The organism is Flavobacterium hercynium, assembly GCF_002217285.1.
Lineage (GTDB): Bacteria > Bacteroidota > Bacteroidia > Flavobacteriales > Flavobacteriaceae > Flavobacterium > Flavobacterium hercynium.
Genome location: NZ_MUGW01000028.1, coordinates 1 through 25,783, shown reverse-complemented (window position 1 = coordinate 25,783; position 25,783 = coordinate 1). Strand labels below are relative to the sequence as shown.

Genomic DNA, 25,783 nt, shown 5'->3' with positions numbered 1-25,783 from the left:
TTTTGGGGCATGTTCAAAATTACTTTTAAGGGCTTTTATTATTTCAAATTTATCTAAATCGTATTTTAAACTATTTTTATTTCTGTAATAGAATCAGCGGGAGTGTTCTTCTTGAAAGGAAAAACCTTTCTGTAACTTGCAGATCTCCATAACCATTCGATAGGACCATAATTGAATTTAGACAGCCACCACTTACTGATGAAAAGCTGCAGAATAAAAACAAAAATAGCCAGAGAAAAGTAAAACCAATACGGCATAGTATTGGCGATTCCCAGACCAATTCCGGAAAAAAGAAAAGCACCTAATACATTTTGCACCATATAATTGGTTAACGTCATTTTTCCGCCATAACTAAAGTAGCTGAAAACCGTTTTAAGTTTGTTATTTAAGAATAATAAGCAAATTCCGGTTGCGATAAAAACCATCGTACACAGAACAAGCCAATAAAGCGGATGGAAGAATTTCAGAAAAACAGCTTTGTTTTCAACAGCAAAATAAAAACCAACGCCAATAGCAACTGAAACGATAAAAGTAGTAAGACAGATATTTTTCAGCAGTTTTTTAAATTCAGGTAAACGATTAAAGAAATTGATTTTGTGCAGCACAACGCCCAAAAACATACAGCCCAACATAACAAGGTGAGCATTAATCGCATATCCCGGAATAATGATTTGTTCATAAACAGAAGCAAGCAGATTAAATTGGAAAAACTCAATCCAGTTGCCCGACATATAAAGTTTTAAATACTCCGGATTATTCGTGATTTCAGGATGTTCTACCGTAAACGAATTAACGAATGGCATAATAACCGGAATCAAAAGGAAAATAGCACCGGAAAGAATAGCTAGGGTTTTTGCCGAACTTTTGTAGAAAAGTAACAATACAAGTCCTAAGAAAGCATAATCTTTTAGAATATCGCCAAGCCAAAACGACGAATTGATGAATGCCAAAACAAAAAGCAACAGCATTCGCCAGGAAAAAAAGGCAATAGGATTTTTGCCCTTAGCCGCAATATTATCTATTAAAATAGCAAAGCCAAAACCAAAAAGAAGGGTTAGTAAAGTCCATGATTTAGCCGCAAAAAAGTAACGGTTTATGTATAACAGTATTTCAGAGAAAACACTGTGGTTGATTTTTTCAGGTACAATACCTATGTATAAAAAATCAACATAATTGCCAATAGCAACACCCAATAAAGCCCATCCGCGCAGAATGTCGACAATTGGAGTTCTTTTAGTCTGTTCGACAGGATGATAAGAATTTGTCATTTGATTAACGTTTTTTGTTGTGATTTGATTGATGATTTTAGATAAATTTGAAATTATCTTAACGAGGTCAAAAGTAACAAAATAAAGTAATCATAGTATTTTCGGTATAAGTATTTTCAAACAAAAAACGCACTGTTCTAAAAGTTTCCTTTAAGACAGCGCGTTTCTGATAATATTGTATTTGCAGACTAGCCTAAATGCTCCAGCATATCTTTAGTCATCGATTCAAGATCAAAAGTATGTTTCCAGTTCCAGTCTTCACGAGCAGAAGAATCATCAATACTCGCAGGCCAGCTATCCGCAATTTTTTGACGGAAATCAGGCTCATAAGTAATCGTAAAATCAGGAATATGTTTTTTAATTTCTGCAGCAATTTCCGTAGGCGTAAAACTCATTGCAGCCAAATTGTATGAAGAATGTATTTTGATTTTTTCTTTTGGAGCCTGCATAATATTTATCGTAGCATCAATCGCATCATCCATATACATCATAGGCATTTTGGTTTCAGACGATAAAAAGCATTCGTATTTTTTATCAGCAATAGCTTTGTAGAAAATATCAACAGCATAATCTGTAGTTCCGCCACCAGGAGGCGTAGACCAGCTAATTAAACCAGGATAACGAATACTGCGAACATCAACACCATAAATGTTATGGTAGTACTCGCACCATCTTTCACCCGCTTGTTTACTAATTCCGTAAACCGTAGAAGGTTCCATTACGGTATATTGAGGTGTATTTTCTTTAGGAGTTGTAGGCCCAAAAACAGCAATACTCGAAGGCCAGAAAACCTTTTGTATTTTTTTTGCTTTCGCTAAATTTAAAACATGAAACAAAGAATTCATATTTAAATCCCATGCAAAGGCAGGGTTTTTCTCAGCTGTAGCAGACAAAAGTGCCGCCATTAGGTAAACATCTGTAATTTTATGCAATTCAACCAGATGCTCAATCTGATTAAAATCCAAAGCATTGACAACTTCAAAAGGTCCTGAATTAACAACGTCAGTATTTAGTTTTCGAATATCAGAAGCAATTACATTTTCTGTACCGTACAACTTACGCAATTTTTGGGTTAACTCCGTCCCAATCTGACCGCAAGCCCCAATAATTAATATTTTTGGATTCATTTATCAAGATTTTAGTTAATGCAAATATAACGTTTTCGCAAATATTTTTACTTTTCCTGTAAACAAATTATAAATTTAACAATGATGAAGATGCTTTTTTAGATTATTCGCTGTTGAAGTCTTTGATTATACATTGTCGTATTGAAATTTTCCGCTACGAATTCACAAATTTTAGTATAATAATTTGCAAGAAGAAAATTCGTGAATTCATGGCGAAAAAGCTTTGTTTTTATCTTAGAATCACAATTCGTAATTGTAAATTTACTTTGTAACTTTGTAGCTTAATGTTTTACCAAATGAAATATAAAATATCTCTTTTTCTACTTTTTGTTTTTGTACTCAATTCGTGTCAGGGCGAAGATGAAAAACGTCGTGCAGAAAACAAAAAAGCAGCTAAAAAAAAGGAAGCCATTTTTAACAACATCAACAAAGGATGGGTTTTTATGGATGAGCCAATCAATGAAGTTTCTGAAAAGAACGTTAGAGAATGGGCAGAATGGCGTGATTTCCTAAAAGAGATTGGAGAAAAACCAAAGAAAACAATCGGGGCATTCCAAAAAAAGTCTTCGGCAATTGCTAAAAAAGCTACAGGATTAAGCATTAATATTCCAATAGAATTTAATAAACCACAGATCAGAAGCCGAATTTCTATTTTGATTACCAAAGTCAAAATGATGGATTTATATATTCACCTGAATACAGTTCCAGATGATAAAGTCGTTTTTTTGATTGGAGAAATCAACAAAGAAATGGTTTCATTAGAAAGACAAATGGATAAAATTGTAGAAAAAAGTAAAATTCCAAAAGAAGAGTACGAAGCTGATTTTCTAAGAATGTTAGATACCACACGTGCAATACCAAATACATTTGCAGATCCAAAATAAATAAAAGTTGAGTAAAAAAGCCTTATATACTACGTATGATAATTTGCCTAAAGCAGCGCAGATATCCTCTCAATTACTAGAGAACAAGCAAGTAAAAATGCATCTTAGCGGATTGTTGGGTTCAGCGGTTTCGTTTATCATTCGTGCTGTTTTTAAGAAAACCGAACTGCCTTTTTTAATTATTTTAGACAATAAAGAAGAAGCGGCCTATTATCTTAACGATCTCGAGCAAATGATCGGTGAGCAGGACGTTTTGTTCTATCCTGGCTCTTTTCGTCGTCCGTATCAGATAGAAGAAACAGACAATGCCAATGTTCTGTTACGTGCTGAGGTTTTAAACCGAATTAATTCGCGTAAAAAACCAGCCATCATTGTTACCTATCCCGAAGCGCTTTTTGAAAAAGTAGTTACAAGAAGAGAACTCGATAAAAACACATTAAAAGTTGCTTTAAACGACAAAATTTCGATCGATTTTATCAACGAAGTATTGTTCGAATACGAGTTTAAGCGAGTAGATTTTATTACAGAACCAGGCGAATTTTCGGTTCGTGGAGGAATTGTCGATGTCTTCTCTTTTTCGAACGATCATCCGTACCGAATAGAATTTTTTGGTAACGAAGTAGACAGTATCCGAAGCTTCGATGTCGAAACACAATTATCAGTTGAAACCCATAAAAAAATCACGATTATTCCCAATGTCGAAAACAAAATCTTTCAGGAAAACCGCGAAAGCTTCTTAGACTACATTGCAGAGAAAACTGTTATTTTTATTCAAAATACTGACGGACTTTTTAGTCAGTTAGACAAACAATTTGCCAGAGCAGGCGAAGCTTTTGAGAAATTATCAAAAGAAATCAAACACGCAGAACCGGAAAAACTATTCTTAAATCAGGCATCGTTTATCAAGCGTGCTTTAGATTTCTCCATTGTAGAATGGGCTTCTAAACCCATTTTTAAAACCAGCGCCAAGCACGAATTTCACATACAGCCACAGCCGTCATTCAATAAACAATTCGATTTGTTATTGAACAATCTAAGCGAAAATCATTTCAACGGATACGTTAATTACTTGTTCTGTTCTAATGAAACGCAGGCAAAGCGATTTCATGATATCTTTGAAAGCTTAGACGAAGCCAACTCAGAGAACATCAGAAAACAATATAATACCGTCGTATTGCCATTATACCAAGGCTTTATCGACGAAGAAAATCAAATTACCGCATATACAGACCATCAAATATTTGAGCGTTACCACAAGTTCAACATCAAAAACGGATATTCTAAAAAGCAAAACATAACCCTAAAAGAGTTAACTGCGCTTTCTGTCGGAGATTATGTAACGCATATCGATCACGGAATCGGGAAATTTGGCGGATTGCAAAAAATTCAGGTTGAAGGCAAAACGCAGGAAGCCATAAAACTGGTGTATGCCGATAATGATATTGTTTACGTCAGCATACACTCGCTGCACAAGATTTCCAAATACAACGGAAAAGACGGAACGCCGCCTAAAATATACAAGTTAGGATCGAACGCGTGGAAAATTTTAAAACAAAAAACCAAAGCGCGTGTCAAACATATTGCCTTCAACCTAATTCAGTTATACGCAAAGCGAAGACTCGAAAAAGGATTTCAGTTTGCGCCCGATAGTTATTTACAAAACGAATTAGAAAGCTCGTTTATCTACGAAGATACGCCCGATCAAACCAAGTCAACGCAGGAAGTAAAAGCCGACATGGAAAGCGATCGTCCAATGGATCGTTTGGTTTGTGGGGATGTAGGTTTCGGAAAAACAGAAGTAGCCATTCGTGCCGCCTTCAAAGCTGTTGACAACAGCAAGCAGGTGGCCATTCTAGTTCCCACAACTATTTTGGCATACCAGCATTACAGAACGTTTACAGAGCGATTAAAAGATATGCCGGTGAATATTGGCTACTTAAACCGCTTTAGAACCGCGAAACAAAAAACACAAACCTTAAAAGATCTGGCAGAAGGAAAACTCGATATTGTCATAGGAACACACCAGCTAGTCAATAAAAATGTAGTTTTCAAAGACCTTGGTTTACTTATTGTTGATGAGGAACAAAAGTTTGGAGTAAACGTAAAAGACAAGCTCAAAACCATTGCAGCCAATGTCGATACGCTAACGTTAACGGCAACGCCAATTCCAAGAACGCTTCAGTTCTCGTTAATGGCCGCAAGAGATTTATCCGTAATTACAACACCTCCGCCAAACCGATATCCAATCGAAACCAACGTTGTAGGTTTTAATGAAGAAATAATTCGCGATGCTATTTCGTACGAAATTCAGCGTAACGGACAAGTTTTCTTTATCAATAACCGAATCGAAAACATAAAAGAAGTAGCCGGAATGATTCAGCGTTTAGTGCCTAATGCACGTGTGGGAATTGGTCACGGACAAATGGACGGAGCGAAACTGGAAGAACTCATGCTTGGTTTTATGAACGGAGATTTTGATGTTTTGGTAGCCACAACGATTATCGAAAGCGGACTTGATGTGCCTAATGCCAATACCATTTTCATTAACAATGCCAATAATTTCGGATTGTCAGATTTGCATCAGATGCGTGGTCGTGTAGGGCGAAGCAATAAAAAAGCATTCTGTTACTTCATTTGCCCGCCATATTCCTCAATGACCGAAGATGCCAGAAAGCGTATTCAGGCCCTAGAGCAGTTTAGCGAATTAGGAAGCGGTTTTAATATTGCCATGAAAGATCTTGAAATTCGAGGTGCAGGAGATTTATTAGGAGGCGAACAAAGCGGTTTCATCAACGAAATTGGATTTGATACCTACCAAAAAATCATGAACGAAGCCATCGATGAATTAAAAGAAAACGAATTCAAAGACTTATATCCAGAGGAAAATAATATCGATACCAAAGAATACGTCAAAGACATTCAGATCGATGCCGATTTTGAGTTACTATTCCCGGACGAATACATCAATAATGTTTCAGAACGTTTGGTTTTATACAACGAATTAGGTGCGATAAAAGACGAAGCAGGTTTGCAGGAATTCGAAAGAAAACTAATCGACCGTTTCGGGCCTTTACCAAAACAAGCCACAGCATTGCTCAACAGCATCAGAATAAAATGGATTGCAACCAAAGTCGGAATCGAAAAATTAGTCCTGAAACAAGGCAAAATGATAGGTTATTTCGTTTCAGATCAGCAATCCGATTATTATCAGTCCGTCAAATTCAGAAACGTGTTGCAATTTGTACAAAAACAAAGCACAGTCTGCAAGATGAAAGAAAAACAAACCGTAAACGGATTACGTTTATTACTGACCTTCGAAAACGTAAAATCAATAAAACGAGCACTGGAGTTAATGGAATTGTTTGAAGAGTAAAATCTTTTTTAGAAGCACACCATTTCGTTTTTACAACACCAGTAGTCCCGCTATCCCTTACAATCTTTTGTGCCGAACCCCGGCACAAAAGGATTTTCAGTCCTATCGGGGCTAGAGAAGAGGTGTAGTGTTTATTATTAGATTATTGTAAACTCCTAACGGTTAAGATTTATTTATGTTTTAATTAAGAAACAACTTAACAGCAATTCGTTTTCTTTGGCGAAAATTTCAAAAGACACAAAAGCATATATGCGATACCACATTATTCTGCTGCTTCTATTTTTTGGAGCAGTATCAGTTGCTGCTCAGGAACAAGATAAAATTGTTTTCAAGGATTCTGTTAAGCTACAAGAAATCGATCCGTTACGTCCTGCTAAAGCAGCATTTTATTCCGCAATCTTACCCGGTTTAGGACAGATTTACAATAAAAAGTATTGGAAACTTCCTTTAGTATATGGTGCAATTGGAACAAGTACCTATCTGTACATCGACAACCAGAAAAAATACAACATGTACCGAAACGAGTATAAACGAAGACTCGAAGGCACCACAAAAGAATCTGATTTTTTAGCCCGACTAAGCGAAAGTCAATTGATCACCGCACAAAAACAATTTCAGCGAAACAGAGATTTGTCAGCCTTATTCATAGTTGGTTTTTATGTTCTGAATATTGTAGATGCTAATATCGATGCTGCTTTGTCGCAGTTTAATGTAAACGAAAGATTATCCTTTAAACCTACATTGATAAACAGCGATGCAAACTTCGCTAATAACAATGTTGGTTTTGAATTGAACTACTCGTTTTAAAAACATAAAAAAGACGTTCTTGTAACTCCGATATATATCTAACAGATACCTAACAGGTTTTGGAAACCTGTTAGGAGACTGAGTAATTAATTAGACATTAGTATAAAAAATATTTTCTTGAGATACGTTCATCCTGCAAGGTTTTCAAAACCTTGTAGGTATTTCTCAAGTGTAGATAAGATAAGCAAGAGATTTTCTTTTGTAGAATAAGTATCCTAACAGGTTTCCAAAACCTGTTAGGTATTCTAAAAATACAAAGACGACCTTACTAAGGATTAATTTTATTAATTCCAATAATCCATAGAAAAAGGGCTTGATTTACTAAAAATCAAGCCCTTTTTTTAAAATAGCAGAAAAGAAATTATAATTTTTTCAAACCTTTCAATTCCTGATCATTTCCTTCTTTAATACTAATAGCAACACCACCTCCGGCAGCTAAAAATTGTTTTAAAACAGTTTTAGAAGTTACTACAGCTTTAGTAACCGTATATTTTTGTGGATTTTTGTTCCAGTTAGCGTCTTTTGTATCAGCATAAATAGTAGCAATGAATTTTTTTCCAGCCGGAAGATAATCAAACGTAATGTTTGCCGTTCTCGCATTTTCATCTGTAATACCACCAACAAACCATGCTTCTTTACCTTTTGCTTTACGGGCGATCGTAATATAATCTCCAGGTTCAGCCTCCAGAATATAGCTATTATCCCAATCTACAGCAACATCTTTAATAAACTGAAAAGCATCTGGAAAACGCTCATAATTCCCCGGAATATCAGCCGCCATTTGCAATGGGCTGTACATCGTTACATAATACGCCAATTGTTTCACCAAAGTAGTATTAACGCGTTGTGTACTTCCCGTTCCGTAGTACGAAAGATCAGTCTGGAAAATCCCAGGAGTGTAATCCATTGGTCCGCCCATCAATCTGGTAAAAGGTAAAATAGTAGTATGATCCGGAGCTAAACCGCCCATAGATTCAAACTCCGTTCCACGGGCAGACTCTTGTGCAATCCAGTTCGGATAAGTTCTGTTAAGTCCCGTCGGACGAACCGCTTCATGACTGTTCACCATAATTTTATAATCGGCAGCACGTTTCGCTACATGAATGTAGTGATTCACCATCCATTGCCCGTCATGATGCTCACCACGTGGAATAATTTGCCCCACATAACCTGTTTTCACAGCATCATAACCATTATCATTCATAAACTGAAAAGCACGGTCTAAACGGCGCTCATAATTAGTAGCAGAACCCGAAGTTTCGTGGTGCATAATAATTTTCACACCTTTAGAAGCAGCATATTCGCGAACCGCTTTTACATCAAAATCAGGATAAGCCGTTACGTAATCAAAAACTTCTTCTTTCCAGTTACCAATCCAGTCTTCCCAGCCAATGTTCCATCCTTCAATAAGAATAGCGTCAAAACCATTTTTAGAAGCAAAATCAATATATTCTTTAGCACGTTCCGTAGTGGCACCGTGTTTTCCGTTTGGCGTTAGTTTAGTAAAATCATCCGTCAATTTTACATTGTTTTCTTTTCCAAAAGCCCAGGTACTTTTTCCCGCTACGAAATATTCCCACCAGATTCCGATATATTTTACCGGTTTAATCCACGAAACATCAGCATAACTTGTTGGTTCGTTAAGGTTCAGAATTAGTTTTGAAGCTAAGATATCTATGGCCTTATCACTTACCACTACCGTTCTCCAAGGCGATTGCGTATCCGTTTGGATATATCCTTTAGCCCCAACAGCATCCGGAGCTAAATGACTAATCATTTTATTGGTTTTAGCATCAACTTCAAGATACATAGCAGGATAATTAATCAAACCGGCTTCATGAATATTAATATACAAACCATCATCAGATTTCATCATAGAAGGCGTCTGAACAGATAATTCTTTAATAGGCCATTGCGCATTGATTTCGATTGTCGCTTTCTGCATCAAGGCAGGAATCTCAGAAATTTTAGAAGTCGTATAAGCGTATTCGTTTGTATCATAATCACCCGGAATCCAGAAAATTTTATGATTTCCCGCTAAATTAAATTCAGTACGTTCCTCTTTAATCACAAAATAATTCAAATCAGTTTGTTTAGGGAACTCATATCTAAAGCCTAAGCCGTCGTTAAACAATCGGAAACGAATACGTATATATCTGTTATTGTTTTTTGCCTGTGCTAAAGTCACAACCAATTCGTTGTAGTTGTTACGAATTGTTTTTTCTTCACCCAAAACAGGATTCCAGCTATCATCAACCGTAGATTGTGCAGTGTTGGTAACAGTGAAACCATCCATAAAAGAAGGTAAATTTTTAAGCTCTAAACCTAGCGAACTTGGTTTAATAACAGCTTTTTGTTTGTATGACAATTGGTATGATGGAACTCCGTTTTCTTTTAATTCAAATTTTAAAGAAAGATTTTTGTTAGGCGAAGTTATTTCCTGTGCCTGTATCCAAAACGAATTGGCGCAGACAAGAAACAAAACCGCCAGCTTTTTGCTTCGGGTTTGAAACATTGTTTTTTTAGATTGAAAATTCATATTAGTTTAGTTTTTTGCAAATCTAAAAGTATTAAAAGCTTTTCTACTGCTTTTTTAAGATTAAATAACAAAACAGTCGTTAAATTTAATGTTCGCGGCTATAGAAATCGGGTTCTTTTAGTTTTGGTATTAAAATTTAGGCAGCAGGCAAAAAAAATCCTTTCCTCTTTTGAAGAGAGAAAAGGATGGTATTAATTTAAATCCGCTAAATGTAGATTATTTATACCTACAAGGTTCTGAAAACCTTGCAGGATGATAATTGAAATAGAAACTAGTTCTTAAGGTCTTTAATTACTTTAAAAGCAACATCAACCTGATCTTCTCCTACTAGAATAGTAAATTCGTTAGAAGTAGAAATAACCTCGTTTATAATAATTCCTTCCCACGCCAGACGCTGAAAAATAAAGTAGTAAATACCCGGAACCACAATGTTTTCCTTTGGTAATTTTACAGTAATAGAAGCCAGATTATCCAGTTTCTGAATTAGTTTTTCGCGCATAAAATGTTTTTCAACTAAATGGTTTACGCTGCTGCTTACTACAATATTGGTTTCATTTACACCACGTGATGAGGTATAAAATATATCAGACAAGGCATTAATATCAGAGATCAGATCCGCTTGTTTGTTTAAAACAGTATCAGATGCAGAGAAAGTATAATCCGTTAATTCTGAACGAACCGTAATTTCGCCAATATTCTTAATGACCTTATTTATTTTATGATTCAATTTAAAATCTAATTCTTCTGTAAGACGTTTAAGTGACATTACAACAGCACCTTGTTTTACTTCTTTGCCAAATTCTTCATCTAACTCAGACATAATGTTCCGAGAAAGCGAGGTCAGGTTAATAATTCCCAGCGATAACGCATTCAATAAAAAAGGCTTGGTCTTAATGTAGTTTTCTACAATGGAAGAAACAGTTTTCATAATTTTTCTTTTTTTTGGTGGTATTTTTTTTTTTGGTTTTTTGGTCGATTTATGAGTTTACGATGTTATAAATCTTTGCAAAGATAAATAAAAAAACAAAATGTTACAAATATAACAATAGAAAAATGCATTAAAAGTGATAAAAAGCATCGGTAAGATGTTCAACAGCAAATGATTCACCATTTTTTTGAACCGCAATGATGTCAAAACGGACATCTAAATCTATATCCCTATAGTTTACGTAGGCATTTACTGCTTTTACCAAAAGCTGAATCTTTTTCGGTTTAACGAAATCCTGAGGTAAACCAAAATCGATACTTGATCTGGTTTTAACTTCAATTACGGCTAAAACAGCCTCTTTTTGAGCGATTATATCTATTTCAGCTTTCCTATAAGTCCAATTACGTTCTAAAATAGTGTAACCTTCTTCAAGAAGATAAGCTACAGCAAGTTCTTCTCCTTTTTTTCCTAATTCATTATGTTCAGCCATACCAATACCTATTATAAATTGTGATAAATAATTACATGCAAAAACAGAAAGGAGCAAAGAGTATATTTCTCTGTCCTTTCTGTTTTCGTTAAATTTTTGGTGTGGTATTTAGTTCTCCTGAAATCAGGAGATTTTAAGTGCTGTTTTATTTTTGAAAAACAACCGTACTTCCGGATGCGTTAACATCAATTGTAACTGTGCTTCCCATAACAAGTGCTCTGTTGTCCTGAATATGTCCGGCAGGGAAATTAAAAATAACCGGAATATTGTATTTTTTGGTAATATCATCTACAATTTCAACCGCATTTTTCCCCCACGGGATATCGTTGTCTTTCATTTTGGTCATAGAACCAACAACAATACCTTTTAGGTTTTCAATACAGCCGTTGCGTCTCAGGTTCATCATCATACGATCAATATGATAAAGGTATTCATCCAGATCTTCGATAAATAAAATTTTATCCCTGCAATCAATAGCCGATTGTGATCCTAATAAACTATATAAAATAGATAAATTTCCACCGACTAATTCTCCGGTAGCTTTTCCAAAACGATTCATTTTGTCCGGACCGATAGCATAAGATAAAGGTTCTCCAAACAAACTCGATTTCATAGAACTAACCGCTGCAGGTGTAGCACGTGGAATCGTTACCGGCATGATACCGTGAATCGATTTATAGCCCATCGTGTTTAAATGGTTGTGCAGTACAGTAACATCACTAAAACCAATAATCCATTTTGGATGTTGTTTGAATTTAGTAAAATCCAGTAAATCCAGCATTCTTACCGTTCCATAACCGCCTCGAACACACCAGATCGCTTTAATATTCGGGTTGTCCATTTGTTTCTGAAAATCAGCAGCACGTTGTTCGTCAGTTCCGGCAAGCTGATTAAGATCAAGACCAATCGAGCTTCCAATAACCCCTTCAAGTCCCCAGCTATGCAATAAGTCCAAAGTGGGTTTTAAGTTGTCATCGATATTTTTTCGGGCAGTTGCTAAAATAGCAACAGTATCTCCTTTTTGTAAATAAGGTGGTGTTATCATTTTTTGTTGAGATTGGCAGGTGAATGATTGTAGCGCAAAAGTAAAAAATAGCAATTTACAAATGGTAAAGTGTCGCTTTAAGTCTTGTAAGTTGTTTCGTTTCATATTTTCTTTTGCCTAAATTATAAACTATTTTTAGATTAATCAAATGATTAACCTCCGTATTCTTTTTCCAGCTTGTCTAAAACTAACAGCAAGCCTTTGTCTGCTTCTTCAGATTGCACATTGGCAAACAGAATAAAAGCCTTGTCGATATTCTTGCAAAGATACACTTTGGTTAAAAATGTTCCGGGATTTCCGTTATGAAAAGAATACTTCAACTGATTCTCTTCTTTGATTTCTGAATTCCATCCAAAGGAAAATTCAGGTAAACCATAATGCATTTTATCAAAGTCCTCAGCCGTCAGGACTTTAGACTTTCCTAATAATCCCTGAAGTTGCATTTGTGTAAATTTACAATAATCAGGTAAACTAACATTGATATTTCCTGCAGATGAAAGCCAGTTTAATTTATAATTCAAAGCAGGTTTTTCCGGGACTAAATCTTCATCATGTCCCCAAGGCTGGTTTTTGTCTTTTAGATTAGGAGCTCCAAAATCAAATGCAACGCCTAAATTTTTTCCAAGTTCTTTTACAAGAGTTTCATAGCTTTTTCCGGTTGCTTTTTCGAGCATAAGTCCGGCAGCAACATAACTAGGATTAGACCAATAAATAGCTTGTTTTTCGAGAACAGGATTTTGCTTTAAAAACCAGGCTATAAATTCATAACGCTGTTGCTGATTGTTTCCCTTTATTTCCTTTTGCGTAGGCGTATCATTTCCGTAAGACCATGTATTGATGTTTGCCTTAAAAGTCAAAAAATCCTCCAAAGTAAAATCATAAGTCGCAGGATTACTTGAAGCCTTAAGCTCAGGATACAAATCAAAAAACTTCGTTTCCCATTTTATTTTTCCTTCTTTAACCAGGATTGTAGCAATATAACTTGTAATTGTTTTGGTGATAGAACCCAAACGAAATTTATCGGATAATTTTGCTTTCAATTTGGTATTGATGCGCTGATATCCGAGTGCATCTATTTCTAAAATACGATCAGATGAAACAACAGCATACGAAAGTTCCGGAATCTTGTATTGTATCCTGATGCTATCTACAAAAGCACTATTTTTTTGACAATAGCAAGAACTGAAAATGAACACCAAGATAAGAGAAAAAAGATTTTTTTTCATTTTGTGAAATACAGGATTGAGTCAGCAAGTTACGAGACAAGCTGAAATAAAAAAAGGAAATTTAGTATTTAGAAAATTTCCTGCAACATATAAATTTCCCTATTGTGGACACAAAACTATAGAGATTAGAATTGAACACGAATTTCACCAATCTATTCAGGTGTTTTTTGGCTTATAGTATTAATTTTAAAATAAAATAATTCGTGCCAATTCGTGAAATTTGTGTTGCTTTTTTATTTAATATTTTATGCGCCCTTTTATATTTCAGTTTCTCCTTATTTTCTTTTCTTTCGTTAATGATGTACAAGCACAATCTCAAAAATTTACGATTCATACGATTGCCTTTTATAATTTAGAAAATCTTTTTGATACCATAAATGATCCTGCGACTCGTGATGATGAATGGACACCGAATGGCGCTCAGAATTGGACAAACGAAAAATACCAAAAGAAGCTAAGTAATCTTTCAAAGGTTCTATCCGAAATAGGTACTTCGGAAAATACAAATGCAGCCTCTTTAATTGGCGTTGCCGAAATAGAAAACCGAGGCGTATTAGAAGATCTGATCAAACAGCCTAATTTACAGCATTTAGATTATGGTATTGTTCATTTTGATTCGCCTGATAAACGTGGAATAGACGTTGCGTTGCTTTTTAGAAAAAAATATTTCAGACCCAATTCTTATTCCAGTATTCCGTTATTCATTTTCAAAAACAAAAACGACAACAAAAAAGACACAAGCGAAGACTTAGAAACAGAACAGGAAAAAACGATTCAGAATAACAGAGTTTTTACACGTGATCAATTATTGGTAACAGGATTTTTAGAGAATGAAGAAATTAGTATTATCGTCAATCATTGGCCTTCGCGTTCCGGTGGTGAAAAAGCTTCAAGTATTTATCGGGAAGAAGCTGGCAAGCTCAACAAGAAAATTATCGACTCCTTACAGCGAATAAATCCTAATGCAAAAATTATTACCATGGGCGATTTTAATGATGGTCCGTATAACAAAAGCATAAAAACAGCATTAGGAGCAAAAGCCAAAAAAGCTGATGTTACTGAATTTGGAATTTTCAATCCTTTTGAAGCTATGTTTTATAAAGGAATGGGAACGCTGGCTTTTAGAGATTCCTGGGACATTTTTGACCAGATTATAATAACAGAACCTTTCATCAGTCCCGATTTTTCATCGTTTAAATTTTGGAAAGCCGGTATTTTCAACAAACCGTATCTTATTCAGACAACAGGAAAATACAAAGGATATCCGTTACGGCATACACTCAATGAAGTTGGATTTAGCGATCATTTCGCGGTCTACCTTTATTTAATCAGAGAACTAAAATAGAATGAGTTTCAGCAAACAAGTTCCGGTAAACCACCGCTTCGGCTAGAAACTTTTTAGTAACTTAGCTACATTATAATTTAGTATATCAAAAAATGGCAATAGCAAAACCTTTCAATCTCAATAAATGGATCGACGAAAACCGTCATTTACTTAAACCGCCCGTTGCAAATAAAAATCTTTATGTAGATTCAGGCGATTACATCGTTATGATTGTTGCAGGTCCGAATGCCCGTAAAGATTATCATTACAATGAAACTGAAGAACTTTTCTATCAGCTTGAAGGCAGTATAAAAGTTATTATTCAGGAAGATGGCGAGCGCAAAGAAATGGAATTACATGCCGGAGATATGTACTTGCATCCTGCTAAAGTTCCGCATTCTCCTGTTCGTTCTGAAGGTTCGATTGGTTTGGTAATAGAACGCAAACGTGCCGGAAAAGGGTATACAGATGGATTGCTTTGGCATTGTGATAATTGCAACCACAAATTGTATGAAGTGCTTTTTGAGTTGCACAATATCGAGAAAGATTTTTTACCTCACTTTGAGCATTTCTACAATTCAACCGATTTAAGAACCTGTGATAAATGCGGAACGGTAATGGAAGCCGATCCAAGATTTGTAGCGAAGAAATAAGTTTTATAAGATTGGAATGTAATAGTTTACAAATGCAAATTTCATCGTTCTTGGGAAAGCAAAAACGATGAAATTTGTTTACATAAGTGAACTTTTTTAGCGCAAATTATAGTTCAAAACGTTTTCCCTGTTCAGGATAAATCAACTTCAATCCTAAATCATTTTGCGCCTTTAGCTGCTCTTTTATCTTTGTGATGTTTTTCGTTGGTGGTTTTAAATGTGTAACAATAATTTTAAAACCTTTCAGCGCATCTTTTCCAGCTAAATCTTCCAGAATATGAAGCTCTTGCATTAAATACTTTGGAGTTAAATGTCCAAATAAAAATTGATCCGGCTGTTCATTAGGAAAAGATACTTCAATAAAAATACCCTTTAACTGTTTGTTTTTTATCAAAGGAGCAACAGCTGTCCATAAAGATTTAAGGTTTTCGCTTTTCTCAACCGTATCAGGTCCCGTATCACCTAAATACAAAGCATAATCATCATTGCTTTTTACAAGAAAAGCAGTGCTTTCAAACGGATTGACGTGACTTAACGGAAAAGCCTTTACCGTCATTGAAGTATTCGTTATAGGCGTTTCTTCTCCCGTTTGTAAAGTTTGAAAGTGATATTTCTTTAACGGAAAACCAACTCCTTTATCTCCAAAATTAGCCCAGGTCTGGTCATTAAAATAATGGTTTTCCATCATTTCCATGCATTTATGGGTAGCATAAACAGTTTTAGAAGAATCAGCAGGCGAATTTATAATCAATCCTGAAACGTGATCTAAATGTGCATGTGAAATCAAATATCCTTTGATATATTTTCGAAGTACTTCGCTTGTAGAAACTTTAAAAATTTTGTTTTCAATTGCTTTTTCGATTCCTGCATTAACCGTTCCTGCATCAAGGCATACATAATCTTTAGTATTTGCGGGAGCTAATAAATAAGCAGATAAGTTTTTTTCATCTATTCCGCCTTTTATTCCCAGAGGAACAACTTCAAAAGCAGATTTTTGTGCTTTTTGCGAAAAAGCAGTAAACGAAACTAAAAACAAGCAAAGCAACAATCGGTTGAAAATAGACATGTAAAAATATTTAAGTAGCACAAAGTTCCTCATTTATGCTGAATAAATTACGTTTTAGAGCGATAATTGATGTTATTTAACGCTAAATTTACTTTGATTTTAACAACAGAATTCAATTGAAATTCGGTTCGAAATAATATCTTTACATAAAAATATAACAATTTTAACTAAAAAAGTTACAATGACAACAATAGCATCACAATTTGGAATGAATGAGGCTCTGGAAAAATTGGGCATTAAATTGATAAATGAAGGAACATCTACCGGTGTAGAAAATTTTTCATCAGGAGAAGTTTTAGACAGCTTTTCTCCCGTTGACGGAAAATTGATTGCTTCAGTAAAAATGTCGACACCTGAGGATTACGAAAAAGTAATGCGTTCAGCAACAGAAGCATTTAAACAATTTCGTTTAATTCCTGCTCCACAACGTGGTGAAATTGTACGTCAGTTTGGACAAAAGTTACGCGAAAATAAAGAAGCATTAGGTAAATTGGTTTCGTATGAAATGGGTAAATCATTGCAGGAAGGTTATGGCGAAGTACAGGAGATGATCGATATCTGCGATTTTGCTGTTGGATTATCACGTCAGCTTCACGGATTGACGATGCATTCAGAAAGACCAGGACACCGTATGTACGAGCAATATCATTCTTTGGGTGTAGTTGGAATTATTTCTGCGTTTAATTTTCCGGTTGCTGTTTGGTCTTGGAACACAGCATTAGCTTGGATTTCGGGAGATGTTTGCGTGTGGAAACCTTCTGAAAAAACACCTTTGTGCGGAATAGCATGTCAAAATATTATTGCTCAGGTTATCAAAGAAAACAATCTTCCGGAAGGTATTTCATGCCTAATCAACGGAGATTATAAAATAGGCGAATTAATGACTGCCGATACGCGCATTCCATTAGTTTCAGCAACAGGTTCAACCCGAATGGGTAAAATTGTAGCTCAAGCAGTTGCGGGGCGTTTAGGGAAATCATTATTAGAATTAGGAGGAAATAATTCTATTATCGTTACTCCTGATGCCGATATAAAAATGACCGTTATTGGTGCTGTTTTTGGCGCAGTAGGAACAGCTGGACAACGTTGTACATCAACACGCCGATTGATCATTCACGAAAGTATATATGATAAGGTAAAAGATGCTTTAGTTGCTGCTTACAAACAATTACGCATCGGAAATCCGCTTGACGAAAACAATCACGTTGGACCACTTATCGATACGCATGCAGTAGAAATGTACGCGATTGCTTTGAATAAGGTAGTTGCAGAGGGTGGAAACATTTTAGTAGAAGGCGGTGTGCTTTCAGGAGAAGGTTACGAAAGTGGCTGCTATGTAAAACCGGCTATTGCTGAGGCTCAAAATTCATTCGAAATTGTACAGCACGAAACTTTTGCACCTGTTTTATACTTAATCAAATATTCCGGTGAGGTAGACAATGCAATCGAACTACAAAATGGCGTAGCACAAGGATTATCATCAGCAATTATGACTAACAATTTGCGTGAAGCTGAAAGGTTTTTATCGGTTACAGGTTCTGATTGTGGAATTGCTAACGTAAATATTGGTACTTCAGGTGCTGAAATTGGTGGTGCTTTTGGTGGTGAAAAAGAAACAGGAGGCGGACGTGAGTCTGGTTCTGATGCATGGAAAATCTACATGCGCAGACAAACCAATACAATCAATTACACCACAAGTTTGCCTTTAGCACAAGGAATCAAATTTGATTTGTAAAAAATAGCTTTTTAAATACAGCAACCGCTTTTTTCAGTTTATTGATAAAAGCGGTTTTTTTATGCTTGTCTTTTATAGTAATTTACTTAAGTTTGGGCTGAGATTAAAATTGACAAACAAATATTGAAGAAAACAGGTTTATTTTTGATGCGTTTTCAGATAGCCAATCAATATAATTTTAAGTACCAGTTCAGTAGTACATATAACAGCATTTTAGATGAAATTATTTTTTTTAGCAGGACTTACAATTGCAGGTTATGGATTTTTTGCAGTTTTGATTTTCTCATTTATACTGGCTTATTTTTGGTTAAAACCAGCAGATAAAAACAAAAGTACAGGTTGTGTTTCAGTGGGAATTGCCGGAGCTATCATCTTTTTTATTTTAATGTTTCCGATTTTAATTTCTATTGAAATTTTTGATCGGGGAATCCAAATAGAGCAAATTGCAGTATTGCTTTTCTGGGTTTTGATTTTTACCTTTTTTGGATATGTTATATTTGCAAAAGACAGAGCAAAAGTAAAAGAGTTTAGCCTTTCTCTTTTTGTTAAAATTTTTCTATCAATAGCAGGTATTCTTTTTCTTGTATTATTTTTCGGAATGGTTTATTTCTTGTATTTAAGATTTTTTACCAATGAGCAAAACACTTCACCTATATGGGTTTCGTTTATCTGTATTTTCTTTGTTGCTGTAATAATATTTATAGTGAGTGGCTTTATAATTAAATACAAGGATGACGATAAAAATAAAAAAGAGAAGACTTTTTATGTCAATTTAGACAAAGCAAAGCTAAAACCTGATTTTGTTATAGAATTAGATTTGTCGGACAGTAAGTTAGATTCTTTTCCGATGGAAATCCTTCAGTTTAAAAATATAAAGTTTCTGATTTTATCGGATAATAATATTAGCGAAATTCCAAGTGATATTAATAAATTGAAAATGTTAGTAGGTCTGGATATAAGCAGAAATCCTATTTCGGTTGAAGAAAGAAACAGATTGAGAACGTTGCTTTCAAGTCGTGTCGAAGTCGTTTTTTAAAACAATCATTTTATAATCCAAAATAATCAAAGCCTAATATAGCATAATGAATGATATAGCAAATTTTCTTAATGAATCAGAAGTAAACGCCGGAATGGTTATTTTCTTTATGCTTTTTAGTCTCGGTGTAGCCTTGTTTCAAACCGTTTTCTTCTCTTCTTTGTATAATTTAAAGTTTCCAAATTGGTTGTTTTTTGTATTAAATCCTTCTCTTATTGGAATAAGTTATTTAATACATCCTAAATATGCTTTAGCTGTTTTTCTATTTCTGGTGTTGTCGTTTTTTTTCTTTGCCCTTATTGGTTGCGTAATCGCTATTTTTAGAGAGAGTAGAGATGCAAAAAAGAAACGTGATAACTTTAATAGAATACACAATATTCCTAAAACACCTCTAATGGTCAAGTTAGGTTTAATAGCACTTGTCATTGGCGGATTTACAGCTTTTCAGTGGGCAGGAGAAAATGGCCATCTTCCACTGCTTTTTATCATTATTCCTGTTTTAATAATTGTAAAAAGAATATTTTTCCCGAGCAGCAAAAGAAAGTTTTTGAAGCTTCAGGAAGTACTGCCTACTTCAAAAATGAATGGTATTGCTATGGGAATTGTTGAGGTTCAGGGAGATTTGGAAGAAATAGAACCATTAATTTCACCGTACTTTAAAAAACCGTGTATCGGCTATTTTTATAGAATAGAAGAAGAAAGCCGTCCGGATAAAGAAGGTCGTACTACATACAGTACCATTCATAGCGAAATGAAGGTAGGTGTGTTCAAAATAAAAGACGAAACCGGAGCAGTAACCGTAAACGGGGAAGGGTTAGAATTTCATTTTGACAGAGTTGATAAGCAGCGTGGCGGTAAAGTCAGGTATTCTGAAACCTACTTACTCACCAATGATAACATGCTTCTTATAGGTTATGCAGATTCAGATAATGGCGAAACCATTATACGAAAAGGAGATGATAATACTATTTTTGGTGTTGCTATTCCAGATAAAATTACATTTCGAAATCAATATATGCCATTATTGAATTCATTTTTAATGACTTTATTTTTTATTACCCTTATACTCATTTACATCATTTTAAACTAAACAAACATGAGCGCTCAAAACATTGCACTAATCGTTGGAATACTGTTGGTTATTATATTTTTCAATTTGATTATCAAGATTTACAATAAACTGGTTCTGTTGAAAAACAATTATCAAAAAGCATTTGGTAATATCGATGTTATTTTAATGCAAAGAGCTGATGAGGTTCCGGATTTAGTAAAAGTGGCTTCTAAATTTATGGAACACGAAACAGCGATGTTAACCAATCTTACCAAATTAAGAACTGATTTTCTGAATGCCAAAACAGTAGATGAAAAAATAGAAAATTCGCAAGAGTTTTCCAAAAGCCTGAAGTCTCTGTTTGCAGTTTCAGAAAACTATCCAACACTATTGTCGAATGGTAATTTTCTTGAAATACAAAGAAGAGTTTCGCAATTAGAAGATAAAATTGCAGATAGAAGAGAGTTTTTTAATGATTCTGTGAATTTATATAATGTAGGTATTCAGGAATTTCCAAATGTTATTTTGGCAAAAATAGCAGGTTACCGCGAGCAAAGTTTATTTATTGTTTTACCGGAAGAAAAAGAATACAATGGGATACAGTTTTAATACCTTTTTTGGTTACGAAAATGAAATTAACCGAGCAAATGATTTGGTTCTGATTTACGGTTTTGCTGTGATTATTTTTGGCATGTTGGGACTAACAATGTTGGGCGGAATCATAAGAAGGATGGGCTTTCAAAGCATTAATAGTTTTTTGCTTTCTCCATTAATTTTATCGCTGGGACTTACTTTGCTAATTTCGATATTACCTACCATTGTGTTTTATGCGGTAGCTTCAGATATTTCAGGAGTAAAGATTTTGTACAGCTGGATTACCATTTTTACAGGAATGACACTTTTTGTTTTCCTTAATTTGCCAGAGATTAAGAGTTACTTTCATAGTTTTGGCAAAGTTTCAGAGCGTGAAGAATTTAGAAACAGAAGAAGAAAATAGGATTTAATTTCCTAACAGGTCTTCAAGACCTGTTAGGTATAATATTTTATGCAATCTATTTAGTTATAAAATACAAAAGGCTTCCATTTGGAAGCCTTTTTCGTAGATATTAGTTTGGTTATTTTTTAATGATGGTTTTATTAAAAGACCCCGTGCTGGTGTGTACTTTTACTAAATACGTTCCGGGGTTTAATCTGCTTAAATCGATACTTTCGGTGTCTTTTTCTGCCGTAACAACAGTTGTTCCTGAAATGTTATAAATAACTACCTTTTCTATGTTTTCATCTGCTTTAGTGATGTGCAACGAATTGATAACCGGATTAGGATATAGTACAGTTTTTGCAGCTGTGTTTTGTGCTGTTTTTAGTGTACCAGAATTATCGTTTTCCTCGGCGTCTTTGTCAGTTGTATCTGGATTTGTACTATTGTTTGAAGTACTGTACGCCGTTTTTATGTAGAATAAATTGGCAACAGATCCTTTTGTTATAGTATTAGTTCCTGCAGGAATACTGGCCGTCACGATTCCTGCGCTGGCGGTATACGAAGTATTGTTTACTTTGACAGTTCCTGTAAAATTAGAGTCAAAAACCAGCGTCAACGTTGATGCGCTTGTGGTTGTATAAACTATTGATGTATTTGATTCAAGTTTAATACGTGCCGTCAGCGATAATCCCTGATACGTAACCGCTCCAGCTGTTGAATTCATATTTCCTGTAATAGTATAGAAACTACTTGTTTTTCCAGAGGTTGTAAAATTGTGAATTTGGTCTCCGGTGGTTGGTGTTCCGGTTGTCACAGTAATTGTACCCGATCCGGTAACCGCAGTTCCTGTTCCAATAGTCGCAATAGAGTACGAAACATTCGCGGTTGGTGTACCGCTGATTGTAACGGTCTTGGCTGAGGTATTTTTGGAAAAAGTAATTCCAGATGCCGGCAATCCCGTCACGGTAACATCGGTTGCACTTCCTCCCCAGGTATAAACGATAGAAGAAATGGCTGTTCCTGTTGTAACCGTTTGGCTGGTAGTACCTGAAGCAACCAATGTTTGACTGCTGACAGGTGGATTACCTTCTCCTTGCACCGCTACCAGAGTTCCGTTGTAATTCGTCAAGGCTGATTTCAATGCTGTAATTACAGCAGACGAAGTATCATCGGTTGCATTGTTGAAAGTCCACTGCAAGTCACCGCCAGAAACACGTCCTGCATATTGTGTTGTTTTGGTTTTAGCCACCGCAGGCTGATCGATTACCAGATTCTTTACGTATAAAGCTGCATTCGTGTCAAAATTGTTGTAAGTGTTAGCACCTGATTTCGATTTAACAGTATTACTTATGACTTCACCTCTTGTTGTTGCCACATAAGCATCAAAATCTGTAGTTGAACTAATTTTACCAGCAATGTTATAAAGTGGATTCGGGTCATTATAAGCAACAAAACGCATCGAATTGGTTCCATTGGATGCTTCAAAAGTATTGTTGAATGCCTTTATTGTACCACCCGCTTCGCTCGAAAAAGTTCCCATAGTTCCAGGATTATTAACCTGATTGTTTTGATCCCAAATATCCGTTCCTTGTAATGACGTTAACATTGGGTGTTTGCTGTTTCGGTAATAATTACCTTCAATAAACAAAGAAGATCCAAGTGTTGATCCCGAGCCGTATTTGGAGTTGCCATCAAAGTAATTGTTATAAATATGAGCAGAATAATAACGTACGCGCGGATGACGTGAGTCGGAATGATCGAACCAGTTGTGATGATAGGTAATATATAAACCGGTTGTAGTACCTTCGCTCAATCCTAATAAACTTGCTTTTCCGCTATCCCAAAAATGATTGTAGGATAGTGTAATGTACGTTGATGATTTATTGTCTAATGCACCGTCACCTTTTATCTGATCAGCATCACTTCCTGCGTCACCGTAAAATAAATCACAATTGTGCACCCAAATATGATCGTTGGATTGCTGCATTCCGATATTATCACCTGCAGTACTATTGCAATTCATAAAACCAATATTGCTGACTTCGATGTTCGATGCTGACTTAAGACGAACACCCCAGCCGTTGGCCACAGCATCGTTACCAACACCTTCTAAAGTTACGTAACTAGCAGCATTGTTTGAATTTTCAATAACAACATCTCCACCTTCCATAACAGTCATATCAGTAATATTTCCGATAAGACGAATAATGAACGGGCGAGTGTCTTTTCCTTTTTTAATAGCGTAAAGAATGTTTTGTAAACCTACACACGGATTAGAACTTGCTCCGGTAATGTTAATTGAAATGGTGTTTTTTGTATTTGGAGTAATATAAAGTATTACAGCATTATCTTTTGGTGTTCCATCAGCTTTATAACCTCCCGGAACACGTCCTCCGTCAAAAGCAAAACCATTACGGTCGTGAGCCAGAACAGTTAAATTTCCGGTGGTAGATCCTGATCCTTCCGTTCCGGAGATTACAGGTTTTACTTTCACGGTATAAGTACCTGCTTTTAATCCCGGTATATCTGCACGAAAGTAACTTCCATAGCTTCGAATAAGCTGATCGTCTATTTTTTTATCAACTTGACCATTTCCTGTATAATAGACATTATACGATTGAGCATTAGAAACGGGTTGCCATTTTACAAAAGCTGATTCAAGCCAGCCTTGCGCTTCGTTAATTTGAATTTGTTGTGCCCACGTTTGCAGGCAAGACAGAAAGAAAGCTAAAAAAAGTATATTTTTCTTCATGATGTGGTTTGGTTAATGGTTAGATAGTAATTTTTTGTTTTTTTGGGTAGCTACAGTTTAATTGTAATCGATTGCACAAAAATATATAAAATTTCTATATTCAAAATTATTTAGCTATAAAAAAACATATATAATAAAAAATTAAATGTTTGATTGTTTATAATGTAATAAATTGCATTAATTGTAACTTATTACACGTTGACTAAATATCTTGTTAGGTCTTAATTTTACTACAGCTGAGAATTATGTAATTTTGAATTATTTAAAAAAGAAGTATTAATTTTGGATTTATGCTTCGTTTTATGCTAAAATTTTATAAATAAGATTATTTTGGTTAAAATTATTTGCTTTTGATGCAAAAGGACTTGATTTTGAGTGACAAACCATTTTTGTAATAGAATAATTTCACAAAAAAAGGGCAGAAGTGGAGATGCTGTTTTCTGTTTTAAAGCTTTTTTAAGTGTGGATTTAGAATTGAAAACAAGAAGAAAATCTTTAATTGAAGTGTTGTTTTTCGAGCATAAAAAAAGCCTTTATGATCGTCATAAAGGCTTTTGAATATGTTGTAGTAAAGAAACTAGTCTTTACTTGATAATTTTGATAATAATCTTAAAAACTCAATGTACAACCATACTAGCGTTACCATTAAGCCCATTGCGCCATACCATTCCATGAATTTCGGCATTCTTTCCTGAACACCTTTTTCGATTTGATCGAAGTCTAAAAACAAGTTTAAGGCAGCAACAATAATGACAAAAACACTAATTCCAATACTCATCATAGAATTACCGTGGTGAACAGGAGTAAAGCTTGTGAACATTGAAACTAACCATGAAATTAAGTAATATGTTGCAATTGCCAATGTAGCAGCAATTACGACAGATCTAAATTGCTCGTTAACTTTTACAATTTTAAAGCGGTACAAACCTAAGCATACTAAAAACGTAACTAAAGTTGCGCCAACAGCATTGATTACGATTCCAGGAAATTTAGCCTCGAAAATAGCAGAAATACCTCCAATAAATAAACCTTCGAATAAGGCATAACCTGGAGCTAAATAAGGAGAGTATTGTGGTTTGAAAGCTGAAATTACTACTAATATTAGTCCAACAATCGCACCGCCAAATGCAGGAAGCATAATGTTCATTCCGTTAAATGCCATCCACCATGTAACCATAGCAGCACCACATAGAATCAGAAACAAAATAACAGTTTTGTTAATAGTTCCGGACAATGTCATTTCCTGATTGTAATCAATAATTTTTGCTTCGTGCACTTCTTCAGCTTTAGACACAGCATTTGATGAAAAACGCTTGTTGCTTAAAAAAGGATTTTTTGAATTAAAGTTCATAATGTAATTGGTTTTAAAACTCTTCAAATATAATTGATATTTTTTGATGTGTCATTACTCCTGTATATATTTTAACACTAAACAATCGCTTACCAGTACTGATTTTCTATAAAATAAAAAAGCCATCATAAATAGACTGCACCCAAAAG

Annotated in this window: 20 protein-coding genes; 10 read left to right on the top strand and 10 right to left on the bottom strand. The window is 35.0% G+C overall.

Annotation, left to right across the window (positions count from 1 at the left end; all coding sequences use genetic code 11):
• Positions 1-65: 65 nt before the first annotated feature.
• Entirely contained in the window at positions 66-1,268 is a 1,203-nt protein-coding gene (locus B0A66_RS14175) for a DUF418 domain-containing protein (protein WP_089050511.1), read from the bottom strand.
• Between the two features lie 188 nt (positions 1,269-1,456).
• The gene (locus tag B0A66_RS14170; RefSeq protein ID WP_089050510.1) at positions 1,457-2,395 is read right to left on the bottom strand and encodes an L-threonine 3-dehydrogenase; all 939 of its coding nucleotides are present in this window, start codon (positions 2,393-2,395) and stop codon (positions 1,457-1,459) included.
• Positions 2,396-2,691: 296 nt separating this feature from the next.
• Here B0A66_RS14170 and B0A66_RS14165 point away from each other — a divergent pair, with 296 nt between their 5' ends.
• The 3 genes from B0A66_RS14165 to B0A66_RS14155 all read left to right on the top strand — a co-directional run bounded on the left by B0A66_RS14165 (position 2,692) and on the right by B0A66_RS14155 (position 7,459).
• A complete protein-coding gene (locus B0A66_RS14165) occupies positions 2,692-3,279 on the top strand; it encodes a hypothetical protein (RefSeq protein ID WP_089050509.1) in 588 nt (195 codons plus the stop codon).
• Positions 3,280-3,286: 7 nt separating this feature from the next.
• Positions 3,287-6,652: a transcription-repair coupling factor gene (gene mfd, locus B0A66_RS14160; RefSeq protein WP_089050508.1), complete on the top strand. Its 3,366-nt coding sequence runs from the start codon at positions 3,287-3,289 to the stop codon at positions 6,650-6,652.
• Positions 6,653-6,868: 216 nt separating this feature from the next.
• Complete coding sequence (locus B0A66_RS14155; protein ID WP_394335254.1) at positions 6,869-7,459, top strand: DUF5683 domain-containing protein; 591 nt, start codon at positions 6,869-6,871, stop codon at positions 7,457-7,459.
• A 361-nt stretch (positions 7,460-7,820) separates the two neighbouring features.
• Here the strand turns inward: B0A66_RS14155 and B0A66_RS14150 are convergent, their stop codons facing one another.
• From B0A66_RS14150 to B0A66_RS14125, 5 genes are all read right to left on the bottom strand, one after another.
• Positions 7,821-9,998, bottom strand: a complete 2,178-nt coding sequence (locus B0A66_RS14150) for a glycoside hydrolase family 97 protein (RefSeq protein ID WP_089050507.1) — start codon at positions 9,996-9,998, stop codon at positions 7,821-7,823.
• A gap of 271 nt (positions 9,999-10,269) precedes the next feature.
• A complete protein-coding gene (locus tag B0A66_RS14140; protein ID WP_089050505.1) occupies positions 10,270-10,926 on the bottom strand; it encodes an aspartate kinase in 657 nt (218 codons plus the stop codon).
• A gap of 130 nt (positions 10,927-11,056) precedes the next feature.
• Entirely contained in the window at positions 11,057-11,416 is a 360-nt protein-coding gene (locus B0A66_RS14135) for a YraN family protein (protein ID WP_089050504.1), read from the bottom strand.
• A 145-nt stretch (positions 11,417-11,561) separates the two neighbouring features.
• Complete coding sequence (locus B0A66_RS14130; RefSeq protein ID WP_165766621.1) at positions 11,562-12,461, bottom strand: S66 peptidase family protein; 900 nt, start codon at positions 12,459-12,461, stop codon at positions 11,562-11,564.
• 152 nt (positions 12,462-12,613) lie between these two features.
• Positions 12,614-13,687, bottom strand: a complete 1,074-nt coding sequence (locus B0A66_RS14125; RefSeq protein WP_089050503.1) for a serine hydrolase domain-containing protein — start codon at positions 13,685-13,687, stop codon at positions 12,614-12,616.
• Positions 13,688-13,934: 247 nt separating this feature from the next.
• Here B0A66_RS14125 and B0A66_RS14120 point away from each other — a divergent pair, with 247 nt between their 5' ends.
• Together B0A66_RS14120 and B0A66_RS14115 are read left to right on the top strand one after the other, a co-directional pair.
• Positions 13,935-15,032 (top strand): endonuclease/exonuclease/phosphatase family protein, encoded by a 1,098-nt coding sequence (locus tag B0A66_RS14120; RefSeq protein ID WP_089050502.1) that lies wholly within the window; start codon positions 13,935-13,937, stop codon positions 15,030-15,032.
• A gap of 92 nt (positions 15,033-15,124) precedes the next feature.
• A complete protein-coding gene (locus B0A66_RS14115; protein WP_089050501.1) occupies positions 15,125-15,664 on the top strand; it encodes a 3-hydroxyanthranilate 3,4-dioxygenase in 540 nt (179 codons plus the stop codon).
• A 106-nt stretch (positions 15,665-15,770) separates the two neighbouring features.
• Here B0A66_RS14115 and B0A66_RS14110 read toward each other — a convergent pair whose 3' ends face one another.
• Positions 15,771-16,730: an MBL fold metallo-hydrolase gene (locus B0A66_RS14110; protein WP_089050500.1), complete on the bottom strand. Its 960-nt coding sequence runs from the start codon at positions 16,728-16,730 to the stop codon at positions 15,771-15,773.
• A gap of 181 nt (positions 16,731-16,911) precedes the next feature.
• Here B0A66_RS14110 and amaB point away from each other — a divergent pair, with 181 nt between their 5' ends.
• The 5 genes from amaB (at position 16,912) to B0A66_RS14085 (ending at position 21,549) form a co-directional block, all read left to right on the top strand.
• Entirely contained in the window at positions 16,912-18,465 is a 1,554-nt protein-coding gene (amaB, locus tag B0A66_RS14105; RefSeq protein ID WP_089050499.1) for an L-piperidine-6-carboxylate dehydrogenase, read from the top strand.
• Positions 18,466-18,682: 217 nt separating this feature from the next.
• Entirely contained in the window at positions 18,683-19,501 is an 819-nt protein-coding gene (locus B0A66_RS14100; RefSeq protein ID WP_089050498.1) for a leucine-rich repeat domain-containing protein, read from the top strand.
• A gap of 46 nt (positions 19,502-19,547) precedes the next feature.
• A complete protein-coding gene (locus B0A66_RS14095) occupies positions 19,548-20,591 on the top strand; it encodes a hypothetical protein (protein WP_089050497.1) in 1,044 nt (347 codons plus the stop codon).
• Positions 20,592-20,597: 6 nt separating this feature from the next.
• Positions 20,598-21,161, top strand: coding sequence for a LemA family protein (locus B0A66_RS14090; protein WP_089050496.1), 564 nt, complete (start codon positions 20,598-20,600; stop codon positions 21,159-21,161).
• On the top strand, positions 21,145-21,549 hold the full coding sequence (locus B0A66_RS14085) for a hypothetical protein (protein WP_089050495.1): 405 nt from the start codon (positions 21,145-21,147) through the stop codon (positions 21,547-21,549). The genes B0A66_RS14090 and B0A66_RS14085 overlap by 17 nt, the downstream gene beginning before the upstream one ends.
• Positions 21,550-21,667: 118 nt before the next feature.
• Here B0A66_RS14085 and B0A66_RS14080 read toward each other — a convergent pair whose 3' ends face one another.
• On the bottom strand, positions 21,668-24,283 hold the full coding sequence (locus B0A66_RS14080) for a pectate lyase family protein (RefSeq protein ID WP_089050494.1): 2,616 nt from the start codon (positions 24,281-24,283) through the stop codon (positions 21,668-21,670).
• 577 nt (positions 24,284-24,860) lie between these two features.
• The gene (locus tag B0A66_RS14070; protein ID WP_089050492.1) at positions 24,861-25,634 is read right to left on the bottom strand and encodes a Bax inhibitor-1/YccA family protein; all 774 of its coding nucleotides are present in this window, start codon (positions 25,632-25,634) and stop codon (positions 24,861-24,863) included.
• Between the last annotated feature and the right edge of the window lie 149 nt (positions 25,635-25,783).